This is a genomic window from Senegalia massiliensis (genome assembly GCF_009911265.1).
Taxonomy (GTDB): domain Bacteria; phylum Bacillota; class Clostridia; order Tissierellales; family SIT17; genus Anaeromonas; species Anaeromonas massiliensis_A.
Genome location: NZ_QXXA01000001.1, coordinates 184,903 through 200,536 on the forward strand (window position 1 = coordinate 184,903; position 15,634 = coordinate 200,536).

Annotated in this window: 17 protein-coding genes; all 17 read left to right on the forward strand. The window is 26.3% G+C overall.

The genetic code is table 11. The features are described from left to right. On the forward strand, nt 1-1,059 hold the full coding sequence (locus D3Z33_RS00865) for a DUF5700 domain-containing putative Zn-dependent protease (RefSeq protein ID WP_160195909.1): 1,059 nt from the start codon (nt 1-3) through the stop codon (nt 1,057-1,059). Between the two features lie 265 nt (nt 1,060-1,324). Beyond that, nucleotides 1,325-2,398 (forward strand): serine hydrolase domain-containing protein, encoded by a 1,074-nt coding sequence (locus D3Z33_RS00870; protein ID WP_160195910.1) that lies wholly within the window; start codon nt 1,325-1,327, stop codon nt 2,396-2,398. Nucleotides 2,399-2,669: 271 nt separating this feature from the next. Further along, nucleotides 2,670-3,383: a purine-nucleoside phosphorylase gene (deoD, locus tag D3Z33_RS00875; protein ID WP_201750377.1), complete on the forward strand. Its 714-nt coding sequence runs from the start codon at nt 2,670-2,672 to the stop codon at nt 3,381-3,383. A gap of 130 nt (nt 3,384-3,513) precedes the next feature. Beyond that, nucleotides 3,514-5,523: a methyl-accepting chemotaxis protein gene (locus D3Z33_RS00880; RefSeq protein WP_160195911.1), complete on the forward strand. Its 2,010-nt coding sequence runs from the start codon at nt 3,514-3,516 to the stop codon at nt 5,521-5,523. A 188-nt stretch (nt 5,524-5,711) separates the two neighbouring features. Beyond that, nucleotides 5,712-6,182, forward strand: coding sequence for an NUDIX hydrolase (locus tag D3Z33_RS00885; RefSeq protein WP_130807470.1), 471 nt, complete (start codon nt 5,712-5,714; stop codon nt 6,180-6,182). Then, entirely contained in the window at nt 6,145-6,912 is a 768-nt protein-coding gene (locus D3Z33_RS00890) for an alpha/beta hydrolase (RefSeq protein ID WP_160195912.1), read from the forward strand. Before D3Z33_RS00885 ends, D3Z33_RS00890 begins: the two co-directional genes overlap by 38 nt. 129 nt (nt 6,913-7,041) lie before the next feature. Continuing rightward, nucleotides 7,042-7,797 (forward strand): class I SAM-dependent methyltransferase, encoded by a 756-nt coding sequence (locus D3Z33_RS00895; protein WP_160195913.1) that lies wholly within the window; start codon nt 7,042-7,044, stop codon nt 7,795-7,797. Nucleotides 7,798-7,971: 174 nt separating this feature from the next. Continuing rightward, nucleotides 7,972-8,901, forward strand: a complete 930-nt coding sequence (locus D3Z33_RS00900) for a DegV family protein (RefSeq protein WP_160195914.1) — start codon at nt 7,972-7,974, stop codon at nt 8,899-8,901. Nucleotides 8,902-9,109: 208 nt separating this feature from the next. Beyond that, complete coding sequence (locus D3Z33_RS00905; RefSeq protein ID WP_160195915.1) at nt 9,110-10,102, forward strand: S66 family peptidase; 993 nt, start codon at nt 9,110-9,112, stop codon at nt 10,100-10,102. 60 nt (nt 10,103-10,162) lie between these two features. Continuing rightward, nucleotides 10,163-10,336: a hypothetical protein gene (locus D3Z33_RS00910; protein ID WP_160195916.1), complete on the forward strand. Its 174-nt coding sequence runs from the start codon at nt 10,163-10,165 to the stop codon at nt 10,334-10,336. A 221-nt stretch (nt 10,337-10,557) separates the two neighbouring features. Then, nucleotides 10,558-11,553, forward strand: a complete 996-nt coding sequence (locus tag D3Z33_RS00915) for a DUF5700 domain-containing putative Zn-dependent protease (protein WP_160195917.1) — start codon at nt 10,558-10,560, stop codon at nt 11,551-11,553. A 28-nt stretch (nt 11,554-11,581) separates the two neighbouring features. Further along, nucleotides 11,582-12,088 carry a DNA topology modulation protein FlaR gene (locus D3Z33_RS00920; RefSeq protein ID WP_160195918.1) on the forward strand — a complete coding sequence of 169 codons (507 nt, stop codon included), beginning with the start codon at nt 11,582-11,584 and terminating at the stop codon, nt 12,086-12,088. Between the two features lie 116 nt (nt 12,089-12,204). Beyond that, nucleotides 12,205-13,116, forward strand: a complete 912-nt coding sequence (locus D3Z33_RS00925) for a TPR end-of-group domain-containing protein (RefSeq protein WP_160195919.1) — start codon at nt 12,205-12,207, stop codon at nt 13,114-13,116. Between the two features lie 168 nt (nt 13,117-13,284). Next, nucleotides 13,285-13,902, forward strand: coding sequence for a GNAT family N-acetyltransferase (locus tag D3Z33_RS00930; protein WP_160195920.1), 618 nt, complete (start codon nt 13,285-13,287; stop codon nt 13,900-13,902). Further along, nucleotides 13,892-14,089 (forward strand): hypothetical protein, encoded by a 198-nt coding sequence (locus D3Z33_RS00935; protein WP_160195921.1) that lies wholly within the window; start codon nt 13,892-13,894, stop codon nt 14,087-14,089. Before D3Z33_RS00930 ends, D3Z33_RS00935 begins: the two co-directional genes overlap by 11 nt. Then, nucleotides 14,089-14,829 carry a class I SAM-dependent methyltransferase gene (locus tag D3Z33_RS00940; protein WP_160195922.1) on the forward strand — a complete coding sequence of 247 codons (741 nt, stop codon included), beginning with the start codon at nt 14,089-14,091 and terminating at the stop codon, nt 14,827-14,829. The genes D3Z33_RS00935 and D3Z33_RS00940 overlap by 1 nt, the downstream gene beginning before the upstream one ends. Before the next feature lie 119 nt (nt 14,830-14,948). Beyond that, nucleotides 14,949-15,596, forward strand: coding sequence for a class I SAM-dependent methyltransferase (locus D3Z33_RS00945; RefSeq protein WP_160195923.1), 648 nt, complete (start codon nt 14,949-14,951; stop codon nt 15,594-15,596). Nucleotides 15,597-15,634 lie beyond the last annotated feature (38 nt).

Genomic DNA, 15,634 nt, shown 5'->3' on the forward strand with positions numbered 1-15,634 from the left:
TTGAATATAAATATTAGAAATAAGACTGTATTTAAGATGCTTGAATTATGTAAAAGACATAAAAAAGGAAAATTATATAGAGAAGAATTGGAAGATTTATTAGAACACGATGATTATAAAGTTGAATTTGAAAGGTACAATACTAAAGGACTTCCAATTACAAATATTACAAAAGAAGAGTTTGTCGATTATTTTATTAATTTACAACAACTTGACACTAAAGATATTCAAAATGAAAGACTTAGAATTCATCATATTCAGTATAAATATTTTTTTAATAATTTAGATTTTTATGAAAAAGAAATAAAAAAATTATTATTAATTGATGAATCTATCGTTAAGGAAGGACTTAAATATACTATCAATGGATTACCTTCATATATAAACTTTGACAGCTTAGATGTTATATTTACGATAAGTATAGGCAATAGCTTTGGTTGGCCATATAAAAACTGTATTCATTTTGATGTTTTATCGTTTTTTAAATTATGCAATATAAACGATTTAAAACTATTTAAATCGTTTATTGGACATGAAGTACATCATATAGGTTATAATAAATTTTCACAAGAAGTAAATATAAGTAAATTCAATCCTGAAGAGTATCTTTATTATTTTTTAGCATTTGAAGGACTTGCTGTTAAGTACTGTAATAATGGACAAGGAATTTTAACAAAGAAGATATATAATGATCTAGAACAAAATGTTGGGATGGACACTTTTACATGGAATTATCTGAGAGATGAGTTTTATGATATTTTTAATGAATTTAAGTCTCAGATACAGTTAATTCGAATAGGTAAAATAAAAGATTTAGATGATATTAAAGAAATAATATCAGAATATTGGTTAAATTCATGTACAAAACTACAAGAAAAAGAAGAGGTCCCTAAATTAAAACATTCTAAAAATTATTATTTTGGAAATGAAATTTGGGGTTTAATACATGACATATATGGAAAAGAAAAAGTATTTGAAGTCCTTAAAAAACCTAAAGAATTTCCAAAGGAGTTTAATAAAGCTTTAAACCAAATAGGTAGAACAGATTTAATTATATAGGTTATATTTTTATAAGTATAAGATTTTAAAAATAGTTGATAATAAATTACTTTTTCTTTTATTGAAAGTATAAGAGAATAGATTAGTTACAAAGAATAATAAACAACTAAGTTTTTAATTAAATATATAGTAGGTAGATATAATTTTAATCCTGAAGATGAAGAAATTAATGACATCAAATTTATTAAGAAAGAAAAATTTGTAGAATATAATAAACTATAGTGATGTTATACTAAATTTTAAGAATAAAAAGGAGAAAGCAAATATGTTTAAAGAAGAACTTGTTAGATTACTTAATGAAAAAAGTAATAATAATGAATTTAGTGGAGTTGTTTTAATAAAAAAATCAGATAAAGAAATATTTTCTGGATCATATGGATATGCAAATAGAAGCTGGGGTATTAAAAATTCAATAGAAACAAGGTTTAGAGTAGGTTCTATATCAAAGATGTTTACAGCAGTAGCAATTATACAACTAATAGAAAATGAAAAACTTAATTTTGATACAAGTGTTGTTAAATATTTGGAATTAGATGATACAAAAATACCTGAAGGAGTAACTATACATAATTTATTAACACATACATCGGGTATAGCTGACTACTTCGATGAAAATGGAAGTGATTATGAATGGGAGAAACTTTGGTCTGAAAAACCTATTTATAGTTTTAAAAAGTTATCTGATTATATTCAATTATTTGCTTATGATGAACCTATATATAACGTTGGAGAAAAGTTTCAATATAATGGAGCAGGATATATTTTGTTAGGGCTTATTATAGAAAAAGCATCAGGAGTATCATATTTTGATTATGTAAGAAAGAATATATTTTCTAAATTAAATATGAATGATACAGATTTTATAAGCTTAGATGAAGTATATGATAATGTGGCAGAAGGTTATGAGCCTATAGAAATTGAAGAAGATAACATGGTTCTTTGGAAGAAAAATATTTACACAGCTACTCCTGTGCCAGCTTCTGATGGTGGTGCAACATCAACTGCATATGACCTTATAAATTTTGTACAATCTCTAAGAACTACAAAAATACTAGGAGAAGATATGACTAATAAGATTCTTATGCCACATGTATTAGATGAAGGTTCAAATGGATTTAGAGATTATGTATGGAAATATGGATATGGAAATTGGTTTATTTTGGATAAAGACAACAATGTAATTCGTGGTGGACATACTGGAGAAGAGTATGGAGTTAGTTGTAGATTATATTATTATCCATTCTTTAATATTGATGTTGTCATACTAGGAAATCAAGGGTGGTGTGCAGGGTCTCTTGGATGGGATATTCATGACATGATTATAAAAAGTAAACTATAGATCAATTATCATTTCATGTCAATAACATTATCGTTGTATTGCAAAGATACATGCTGTATGTTAAAATTTAAATAATCATTGTGAAAATGAGTGAAATTATTACATAAATAGTAAACTTTCAATTATTAAATAGATAAATCTTGAAAATATAAACAAAGTTAGATACAATTCTAGTTATAAGAAGAATTTAAGTACTATTACTAAATCTTCTAACCCTAGAGCTAATTTTAATGGTAGGGTTTGTATATTAAATTGTAAAGGAGAAAATATTATGATACCAACACCACATATTGAAGCAAAAAATAAGAATGAAATTGCAAAAACTGTTTTGATGCCAGGGGATCCCTTGAGAGCAAAGTTTATAGCAGATACATTTTTAGAAGATGTAAAGCAGTTTAATGGAGTACGAAATGTTTTGGGATATACTGGTACTTACAAAGGAAGAAGAATTTCCGTTATGGCAAGTGGCATGGGGATGCCTAGTATAGGGATTTACTCCTATGAGCTTTATAAATTTTATGATGTAGAAAATATTATTCGAATTGGATCTTGTGGAGGTTATACTCCAGATGTAAAATTATATGATGTAATATTAGCAAAGGATGCTTGGAGTGAATCTAGTTATGCTAAAGTACAAGGTGGTTATGAAAGTGACACTATTGAAGGTACTCCAGAATTAAACCAGCGTCTTGTAAAGTATGCAAATGAATTAGGAATTCCAATGCATATAGAAAGAATTCATTCTTCTGATGTTTTTTATAGACAAAATTTTGAAGAATATAAAGAGATTTATAATAAGTATGGCTGTGTAGCTGTAGAGATGGAAGCTTTTTCTCTTTTCCATAATGCAAAAGTACTTGGAAAAAAAGCAGCATGTTTACTTACTGTATCTGACAATTTAGAAACTAAAGAAGAAACAACTTCTGAAGAAAGGCAAAATGCATTCACTAATATGATGAAAATTGCTCTAGAAATGGCAGAATAGAAAAAACATGGGAGAAGAAGTTTATCAATTAACTTCTTCTCCTTTTAAATTTATTTAAGGGGGTGATGAAGAAGTAATAAGATGCTTATATAAAATAAATTAATATGTATATGGGGGAGTGTATCAAAAGATGAAGAAATTAAATTTAAAACTAAAGAGCAGATTAGTAATTATGTTAGTATTAGTAGCTCTTATACCTACTTTAGTTTTAACGGGGATTAATTACTATGAGCAAAGAAATATGATTAATGGAAACATTACAGAAAACAGTAAAAATGTGAATGAAAATCTAAAAGAAAGAATAGATTATTTTTTAAACGAAAATACAAAACTTTTAGAATACTTAGCTAGTGATGAACGGGTTCATGAAATGGATCCTTTAGAACTTAAAAAAATTTTTGGCGAATTTCAGAAGAATTATCCATCTTATGAATTTATATATGTAACAGATGCAGATGGTATGTTAAAAGCAAGTACTAGTGATGTATCTGTAGAAGATTATAGTGAGTATGACTATAGCGATGGAGAATGGTACATAGATGCAAAAAATGGAGAAAATCATATTTCAGAATCTACATACATATCTAGTTTAACTAATAATCCTTGCATAACGGTTGCAGTACCTATTATAAGAAATGGTGAAACTATAGGTGTACTTGGAGGAGATATCAATCTAAATGGATTACAAGAAATTGTATCAAGTATTAAAATTGGAAATGAAGGATATGGATATCTAGTGGATGCATCAGGAACATATATTGCACATCCTGATTTTGAAGAAAAAGTTTTAAATGGGGAAAGTGGAGCAGAAAATCCAGCAGTTAAGGATGCATTAAAGGGCATTAACGATACAAAAGTATACACTAATGAAAGTAATGTGGATATGTTTAGTTCAACAAATTTTATAGAAAAAACTTCATGGGGAGTTGTTACAGAACAACCACATCAACAAGCTTTTTCTGAACTGAATAGTTTATTATTAAATAGTCTTATATTAATTTCAATAGTAACTGGTATTGTTATTTTAATCGCACTATTAGTAGCAAAAAATATTGCAAATCCAATTACAAAGTTATCAGAAATGATTGAAAGATTATCTAAATATGATTTAACATTTGTTAAAGATAGCAAAACTGAGAAATATTTAAATAGAAAAGATGAGATAGGTACAATATCTAAAGCTCTTGGAACAATGCAGAGAAATTTTATTACTTTAATTAGAAATATATCTGATATGTCTCAGCAAGTTGCATCATCATCTGAAGAATTAACAGCAACAAGTCAGCAATCATCAGTAGCAGCTGAAGAAGTGGCGAAAACTATAGAAGAAATAGCTAATGGAGCTAATGAACAAGCAAAAAATACAGATAATGGAGCAGGAAATATTAATAAATTAGGACACTTGATAGAACAGAATCAGGTATATATAAGTGATTTAAATGATTCTACTAAGGAAGTACATACATTAAAAAATGAAGGAATTGAAAGTCTAAAGGATCTTACGAAGAGGACAGAACAAAGTAACTTATTATCTAAAGAAGTAAATCAAGTTATTGTAAAAACTAATGAAAGTGCAGGTAAAATAGAAAGTGCTAGCCAAATGATTAAAAATATAGCTGACCAGACTAATCTTTTAGCCCTTAATGCAGCAATAGAAGCAGCTAGAGCAGGGGAAGCAGGGAGAGGCTTTGCAGTGGTAGCAGATGAAATAAGAAAGTTAGCAGAGGAATCAACTGTATTTACAGAAGAAATCACTAGTATCATTGAGGAATTAATTGGAAAAACATCAGATGCAGTCGGTAAAATGAAGGAATCTGGAGAAATAATGAATGCTCAATCAGAAAGTGTAAAAATTACTAATTTAAAATTTGAAGGAATTAATGAGGCAATTGAAAGAATGGAATATGTAATAAAAAATATTAATTATTCAGGAAGAGAAATGGAAGAAAAGAAAGTAGAGATTATAGGAATGATAGAGAATTTATCAGCTATATCACAGGAAAATGCAGCAGGTACTGAAGAGGCTTCTGCATCAATAGAAGAGCAAACAGCATCTATAGAGGAAATAGCAACAGCTAGTCAGTCTTTAGCAAAATTAGCAACAGAAATGCAAGAAAATATTTTAAAGTTTAAAATATAGAATAAATAAAATTTTAAAGAGGATATCCTAGTATTAGGGTATCCTCTTTAAAATATCTAAAAGAAGGAATTTAGATAAATTTGTAGAAATATAATATAGAGTATTTTTCTGAAAATAATGAAATATAGAAAATAAATTTTTTTGAAATTATATTATATAAAAATTAAAAGGAAGAAGGAATAATTAAAGTGTTAAAGGTAAACTTTTATGAATTAAATACAGTTGAAGATAGCAAACTTAAATTTGCAGTTATTATGTCAAGATATAAAGATAAATGGATATTTGTAAGACATAAGGAAAGATTAAGTTGGGAAATTCCAGGTGGTCATAGAGAAGAAAATGAAAATATCAATTACACAGCTTCAAGAGAATTGATTGAAGAAACAGGAGCAAAAGATTTTAATCTTATTCCAGTTTGTATATATTCAGTATCTAGAAAGGAAGTTGAATCTTTTGGGCAATTATTTTACTCAAATGTAGAATCTCTTGGTAAATTACCAAATTCTGAAATTGGAGAAGTCAAACCTTTTGATACTATACCCAAAACATTAACTTATCCATTAATTCAGCCTTATTTATATCAAAAAATTAATGAATTTTTTATATCAAGGGAGGAGTATAATGTCTCAAACTATGGATGGCAAAAAGATAAATTTTAAAAACTCTAGAGGATTGAAAATTGTTGCAAATTTATATAGAGCTGATTCAAATATTATAATCATAATGGCTCATGGATTTACTAATGATAAATCATCAAATGGTAGATTTGATGATTTGGCAGAAGCTTTAAACAAAGTTGGGTATGATGTTTTAGCAATAGATTTTAGTGGATGTGGAGAAAGTGACGACAATTCTATAACTTTAACAAATCAAGTGGATGACTTAAATTCTGCTATTCAATTTGCTTTAGGGAAAGGATATAAAAAAATAGGATTGTTTGGAAATAGCTTTGGAACTTTGGCATGTTTAAAAAACTATAGAAAAGAAGTAATAACAATGGTTTTAGTTGGAGCATTAACAGATAGTATGCAATATGATTGGAATGATTATTTTTCCAAAAAACAGTTAGATAATTTACATAAACAAGGTTTCTTTTATTTTTGCACAAATAGAAAACATAAAATTACTAATCAGACTTTGATGGATTTTGAGCAAATCAATCAAAAGGATTTATTTAGAAATGTTGACTGTCCTATATTAATTATTCATGGAGACAATATCAAGGATCAAGAAGAGTTACAGTTGTTAGAAAGGTCACAAAAAGCAATAAATACAATAATAGATAACTCAAAACTTGAAATTGTTAAGGGATCAAAACATGGTATGAGAAAAGATTGGGATAAAGTTATTGATATTACTTGTAAGTGGTATAGTAAATATATATATTAAGATTTATTGATTTAAAGAGTAAAGTTGGAATAATTAGAGGAAGATTTATATGTACATAGTGTTAATTTACTAGAAATTTGATTTAGTATTCTTAGTAATTTTTTCAAAAGGGTCAAGGGAGTGATTATAATGAACTATAACAATTTGAAAGAAGAATGGAAAAAAGAAGAACAATATACATTTAAGGGCTGGGACTTTTCCCATATTGATGCAAGATATGAAGAAGAGAAACTTCCTTGGAATTATAAAGAAATTATATTAAAGTATGTTAATCCTTCTCATAGATTATTAGATATGGGTACTGGTGGTGGAGAATTTTTATTAACTTTAAATCACCCTTATGAATTAACAAGTGTTACAGAAGCATATCCACCAAATGTAGAATTATGTAAAAAGAAATTATCTTCATTAGGAATAGAAGTAAAACAGATAATAGAAGATAGTAATATTCCTTATGTGGATAATAATTTTGATATTGTTATTAATAAACATGAGGCTTTTGATATGAATGAAGTAAAAAGAATATTAAAAAAAGATGGTTTTTTTATAACACAGCAGGTTGGAGGGAAAAATAATAATGATTTATCATATAAATTAATTGATGGTTTAGAGCATCAATACTTAAATCATGACTTAGAAAATAATATTAAAATATTAAAAGATGCTGGTTTTGAAATATTATTCTCTCATGAATATTTTCCAAAAAGTAAGTTCTATGATATAGGAGCACTAGTTTATTTTGCTAAGATTATTGAGTGGGAGTTTCCTAATTTTTCAGTTGATTCTTGCTTTCAGAACTTATGTAAACTAAAAAAAGAGTTAGATGAAAAAGGTTATATTGTTGGAACAGAACATAGGTTTATGATAGTTGCAAAAAAACAATAAAAATATAGTAATAGTAACTTATATTGTTACATAAAATCTCTTAAATAATTATTTAAGAGATTTTTTATATATAGTATATACCTAATTGATTAAATATGTGCTATACTAGTAAAAACAAATATATTGTAGAAATTTGACGAATGATAAAATATTAAAATATAAGGTGGGATAAATATGATTAAGATTATGGCAGATTCCACATGTGATCTATCTAAAGAGATAATTGATAATTATAATATAGGAGTTGCGCCTCTTAATATTATTATTAAAGGAAAGAGTTATAAAGATAAGATAGATATTCAGCCAGATGAATTTTATAAAGTACAAAGATCTCTAGATAAAAATCCAACTACATCAATGCCTAGCCCAGAAGAATATTTAAAAATTATAGATAGAGCAGTTAAAGATGGATATACTGAAATATTATGTATTTGTATGTCTAGTGGAACAAGTGGCTCATATCAGTCTGCTGTTATAGCAAAAGATTATTATTATGAAAATAATAAAGATTCTAATATTAAAATACACGTAGTAGACTCTTTATCTATGAGTCATGGAAGTGGTTGGTTAATAGTAAAATCTGATGAATTACTTGAAGAAGGTTATAGTTTTGACCAAATAATAGAGTTCAATGAAAATCATAAAACCCGAGTTAAGCACTTTCTTTGTGTAGATGACTTAGATAATTTAATAAAAAGTGGTAGATTAACTAATGTCAGTGCATTAATTGGTAAAGTCTTAAGAGTTAAACCTATAATGTCCATGAAAAATGGTAAAGGAGCAATAGTATCTAAAGTAAGAGGAAAAAATAAAGCATTAAATTATTATATAGATGAGTTTACAAGAAGAGTAGATAAAGATATTACAGATTTCATTATTATTGGTTATACTACAGATATAAATATAGCTAGTAATTTACAAGAAAAAATTAAGAAGGAAACAGATTTTGATGGAGAAATTTATATAATGCAAATGGGGGCAGCGGTAGGAACTCATGTAGGATCTGGAGGATTATCTATGTTTTTTGTAGAAAAAGAAAAAATGAAAGATGGATTGCTAAAAAATAAAATAAGAACTATAAAAGAAAAAAGATTGCAAAAATAAGTTTATATAAAAATAGAAAATAGATTAGTAAAGATATATGTGTAAAGGACCAGAGATATTATAAATAATAAACTATCTCTGGTCCTTTTGTAATAAAAAAGGATTTTGTAAAGATATATAGAATAAATTATGATAAAGGTTAATTGAATATTTAATAGTAAAATAAAGTTTTTATACAAATAGATATTAAGTAACGGGGGTAAAATAAATGATAAAAAAACTAAAAAGAGGAGATACAATTGGATTTTTCTCACCATCAACACCTATTACTGCATTGTGCCCTAATAGATTTAACAGAAGTAAAAAATTTCTTGAAAATAAAGGATTTAAATTAAAAGCTGGAAATTTAACAGATAAAAAAGACTTTTATAGGTCTGGTAGTATAAAAGATAGAGCAGAAGAATTAAATCAGTTAATAAGAGACCCAGAAGTAAGATGCATTATTTCTACAATAGGTGGAATGAATTCAAATTCAATAGTACCATATATAGACTATGAATCTTTAAAAAAAGATCCTAAAATAATTATAGGATATTCTGATATGACAGCAATATTATTTGCTATTTATGCTAAAACTGGAATAACTACTTTTTATGGGCCAGCATTAGTAGCTTCATTTGGAGAAATAGAACCTTTTAATGAACTGAATTTTAAATATTTTGAAGATATTTTAGTTAAAGAAATTAATATACCTTATAATTATAAAGTGCCAAAAATGTGGACTGAGGAATATATAGATTGGGAAAGTCAAAATAGAAGCAAAAAATCAAATAAAAATGAGTGGATAACTATAAATAAAGGAAAGATTAAAGGTAGATTAATAATAGGGAACTTGAATACAATGGCAGGTATATGGGGAAGTGAATACATGCCTGAAATTAAAAAAGGAGACATATTGTTTATAGAAGATTCTTTAAAAGATGCTGAAACTATAGAGCGTTCATTTGCTATGCTAAAAGCCAATAATATATTTGATAAGATAGGTGGATTGATACTAGGAAAGCATGAACTTTTTGAAGATAGAGGAAGTAAAAGGAAGCCATATGAAATATTAGAAGAAGTAATAGGCAGATATAACTTTCCTTTTTTAGCTGAAGTAGATTGTAGTCATACACATCCAATGTTTACAATGCCAATAGGATCAATAATTGAATTAGATGCTACAGGTAAGTCAATTAATTTAATTAGTGAATATTTGTAGAATAAATTTAGTTTAGATATGAGATTAATTAATTTTTAAAATAATAAAGAGGAGAAAACTATGGATTTTCAAGTAATTGGACGTTTATTAGCCTTATTATTTATATGGATAGTAATTACAAAGATATTTATAAAAATTTCAGGATATATTGGAGAGATATTAGGCATAGGAAAATTTTTTGTAAATCTATTTAAGAAAATAGAAAATAAACTTCCTAATAAAAGAAAAATATGATGAAAATAATAAAATTACTAAATTTGAAAATAATCACTTGATATATAACTATAAAGTTATTGATGAAACTATAAATTTTATATTGCTTAATGAAATATATGAATAAAATTTTAATTATATGTATGATGTAATGAGCATGAAAACTAATTTAATAATATTTAGATAAAATAAGTTTTAGAGATAGATAGTATATAAGTTAAATTAAGTTTTGGGGGGATGGAATGAAAGTAAGTATTAATTTTAAAACGGATGGTGTTATTGATTTCTATAATATATTTAATACAAAGAATATTTTAAAAAAGAAAGATATTGTAAATCTCTTTGATAAGTATTCATATGAAAAGTTATTAGAACTATTTGGTAAAAATGTTGACCTTATAGAAAAAGATCAATGGATAAATTTATTTCATAAAGCATATATACTTTATTTAAATAATAGTAAGGAGAATGTTGAGGAAAACCCAGTAAAAAGCAGCATTATTCAATCTGTGTTATGGACTCTAAATAATATTGAAAATCTAAATAAAAATGTAGATAGAATAGAAAAAATAATAAATAGACAAGCTTTTATAAAAGAGACATTAAAATATTTACCTAATATTAATTCTGATATTGAAATAAACATAGAATTATATGTTTTTATGTACAATGCATGTGTAGAAAAAAGTGTAGTATTATTGGATGTTTCATTTGCAACTTTATTGACTGAAGATCAGCTAAATGCACTATTATCACATGAATTACATCATTATTTAAAAGAAAATTGTCAAAAACCAAAGAAAGGATATAATGAAGTAGGGAAAGCTCTATTTGCTCTAGAAAATGAAGGAATAGCTGATATGTGTAGCTTTAAAGATATATGCTTCATATATGAATATTTTGGATTTATGGAAAAAGGAATCCTTAAAGATTGTTTGGAAAATCCAGATAGGTATATGAGAGAATTTATCAAATTGTTACGAGATAAATTGATTTTAAATAAAGATATTAAATTAAATAATTTTCTTATGACAAATCAAATTGTTCATCCTTTAGGTTATTCAATAGCAAAATATATTGAGAACACATTTGGAATAGATGAGCTTAGAAATTGTGCAGGAAAACCATTAAATTTTCTATTAAAATACAATGATGCTGTAAAGAAAAATCTACATAAAGAATTACTTGATCAAGAAACCATACAAAAGTTAAAGGAAATTTATGATGAGAATATATAAAATTATTATATAGTATAGGGGATATATTGTGAAAACACATATTATAGGTGGTAGCGGAACGGGAAAATCTTATATAGCGAAACAAATATCAAAGAAGTATAATATCCAACACTTTGATCTAGACAATATTTTTTGGGATAACACAGTAAAAACTTATGGAATAAAAATGCCTGTAGAAAAGAGAACAGAAGAGCTAAGTAATATATTATCAAAAGAAGATTGGATAATTGAAGGAGTATATTATAGTTGGTTATTAGATAGTTTTAAACTTTCAGATAAAATATTTGTTCTTAATATATCACCATTGATATTTAATTTTAGAATTATCAAAAGGTTTATTAAAAGAAAATTTGGACTTGAAGAAGGCAAAAAAGAAAATATAAAATCATTAAAAGATTTAATTATATGGACAAATAACTATCAAAAGTTTAAAATACCTAAAATACTTGAAGTTTTAGAGCCCTATAGAGATAAAGTTATAGTTATTCACAATACAAAAGAATTGTATAAATATTTTATGAAAATTGATAAATAAATAGTAATATTATATAAAACAGAGACATTTCAAAATAGAAATTGTTTCTTTTTTTATAATGAAAAAGGATTATGGAAAGATATGTAGAATAAACATAGTGAGAAAGGAGATTTTAAATGAATGAAACACAACTACTTAATAGAACACTTGAATTAATAAATGAAGCTGGAACACTAGATGCATATAATTTCTTAGTAACAAATATATATACATTGAATTCCATGTCAAGTCAAGTTTATAATTTTTTATACTGCTTAGCTGCTACATCGGACAAAAAAGAGGAAGCTCTAAGGTGGTTAGAAGAGGCAATTATTTTAAAGGAATTATGGTATAGGCCAGAAGTTTTTGAAGATGAAGATTTAAATAGTCTACAAGATGATATAAGATTTAAAACTTGTTCCAAAATTTCAGAAGAAAGATACCTTAAAGCTCATAAAATATCAAAGACTCAGTGTACTTGGATAAATAAAAGTAGTAATGGATTGATACTTGTTTTACATGGTAATCAGCAGAACAATGATATTAGTAAGGTGACTTGGCAATTTCTTTATGGTGAGAAATATCAAGTTGAATATTTACAATCAGAGGAAATAGATTCATATAATTTATTTAGATGGGAAGATGATGGAACTGGACCAATTCAACTTAAAGAAACTATTGATTCGATTGAATGGAATAGTTATGAGCATAAGATTTTGTGTGGATTTTCAGCAGGGTGTAATGTGATTTTAAGAGGAATTAGAGATAAAGATATTAGATGTAATAAGATAATACTGCAATCTCCTTGGATTCCTATTGTTAAAAATAACGTAAATAGTTTGATTCAAGCATTAAAAAAGAATGATATTGAAGTACTTATAATATGTGGAAATGACGATGAAGACTGTTTGAAACAATGTAAAATATTCGAATTAAAGTTAATTGAAGAAGAGTTAGATGTTAATACATTATACATTGAAGGCCTTGGACATGATTATCCAGAGAACTTCAATGAAATAGTTTTAGATTTTATTAATAAAGATAATTAAAGTCATTATTAAAGTTGTTATTTCAAATATTGGCTGATGGACTTAACATAGCATAATATTTGCAGTAAAAAAAGGAATAAGGGTGTGTTAATATGGTACAATCTCCAACTAAGAGAGCATTATATGAAATTCACATTTTAAATTATATGTAAAATGAATGGAGGAAATATGTTAGATAAATCAGTAAAGCATTTAGGGGTAGTAATGATTAGAAATAATAACCTAGGATATCCTAAATATCAATTGCCTGAAGGATTTAATTTTGTGAAATTTCAAGAAGGTGATGAGTTAGAGTGGGCTAAGATAGAAACATCAGTTGAAGAATTTACAGGTATAGATAAGGCTTTAGTGCATTTCAAAAAAGAGTTTGGTAATCAATATGAAAAGGTAAAAGAAAGATGTATTTTTATTAAAGATAAACATGGTCAAAAAGTTGCAACGGCTATGGCTTGGGAAGGACAATTACAAGGTCTCGAACTACCAAGAGTACATTGGGTAGGAGTAAAAAAAGATTATCAAAGTATAGGATTGAGTAAAGCGTTAATAACAAAAATTCTAGACATATATAAGGAGTTAGGAGAAAAAAGAAATATATATTTGACTACACAAACGTGGAGTTATAAAGCTATTAATATCTATAAAAAATTTGGATTTAAACCATTTAATGATATGAAAAGAGGGAAACAAGAAGGTGTTTGTAGTGATTTTGAATGTGACTTTAATATTGCATGGAATATTATAAATGAAAAAATTGAATCATACGAAGAAAGTAAAAATGTTGGTTAGAAAAATAGAATTATTCTATTTTTGGGATTGTGGTCAATTTGATGAATTAAACCCATTTTATATATTTGGTAAAGAAAACATACCAGAAATACTATTTTTAATTGCTAATACAGATCCTTTTAAATTTGAAATCCTAAAAAAACTTTATTGTAGTATAGAGCAATGTATTGAATGGAGGTTTTGTTAATGGATATATTTTATGAAATACATAAGGATATACCGAGAGAAGGACCAGGAGATAATGATTCAACAAAACAAGCAATAACTATGCTAAAAGATATACCTGAAAATTCTACTATACTTGATATAGGTTGTGGTCCAGGTATGCAAACAATTGAATTAGCTAAAAATATCAATGGTAAAGTATTTGCAATTGATATAAATAAAACATTTCTAGATAGACTAGTAGAGACTTCTTTTAATAATAACTTATCTCGCAAAATAGAAGCAAAACAAATGTCTATGTTCTCATTAGAATTTAAACAAGATAACTTTGATGTAATTTGGTGTGAAGGAGCTATTTTTATTATAGGTTTTGAAAGAGGTATACAAGAATGGAGAAATTATATAAAAATAGGTGGATATTTAGTTGTTTCAGAGATTTCTTGGTTGCGGAAAGATATACCTGAAGAACCAAAGAGTTTTTGGGAATCTGATTATCCTGAGATTAAAGGAATAGCAGATAATATAAAAATAATAGAAACGTCAGGTTATTCACCAGTTGGTCATTTTGTCATCCCTGAAAGTGGATGGTGGAAAGATTATTATAATCCATTAATAGATAGGATAAATAAATTAAGAAAAAAATATATAAATAACAAAGAAGCTAATAATAGATTAGATAATACACAAAGAGAAATTGAAATGTATGAGAAATATTCAGATTATTATGGCTATGTATTCTATATAATGAAAAGAATAGATTAATATTCTAAATTTGTTGGTTTAACTTAGGATTTAAGATTATTTATAATTAGAGGTACTGAAAAATTTATTTAAAAAGTAGTTAAATTCATTATAATGATATTTAAAACAAGGAGGTAATTATGGATATAAAGTCTAAATCATGGAACTGGGATGAAGTAAAGGAGAAATTTTGGGGAGAACCAGCAGAAGAAGTTTATTATTTAGGTAATAGATGGAAGAAAGAAAATAATATGAAAGTTTTAGATTTAGGCTGTGGTATTGGTAGACATTCTATTTTTTTATCTCAAAATGATTTTGATGTTTATGCACATGACTTATCTGAAAGTGGATTAAGGAAACTAGATGAAGTATCTAGTAAAGAAGGCTTAAATATTAAAATTAATTTAGGTGATATGGTATCATTACCTTATGAATCTAATTTTTTTAATTGCATATTAGCTTATAATGCTATATACCATACAGATAGAGTTGGTATAGAGAAGGTTATTTCTGAAATAAAGAGAACTTTAAAAGATAATGGTGAAATTTACCTTACTTTTAATTCGAAAAATAATCCTTCATTTAATAATCCTAGTAATGAAAAGATAGGAGAAAATACAATAATCAAAACTGAAGGAAAAGAAAAAGGAATTCCCCATTATTATGTAGATGAAAAAGAGGTTAGAAGATTAATGAAAGATTTTAAAATTATTAGTTTAAGACATGTAGAAGAAATAGGGGATGACTGGAGAAGTTGGCATTACTACGTATTAGCTAAATTTATATAACTAAGGAGAGAATATAATAATCGTAAAAATCTAATAAA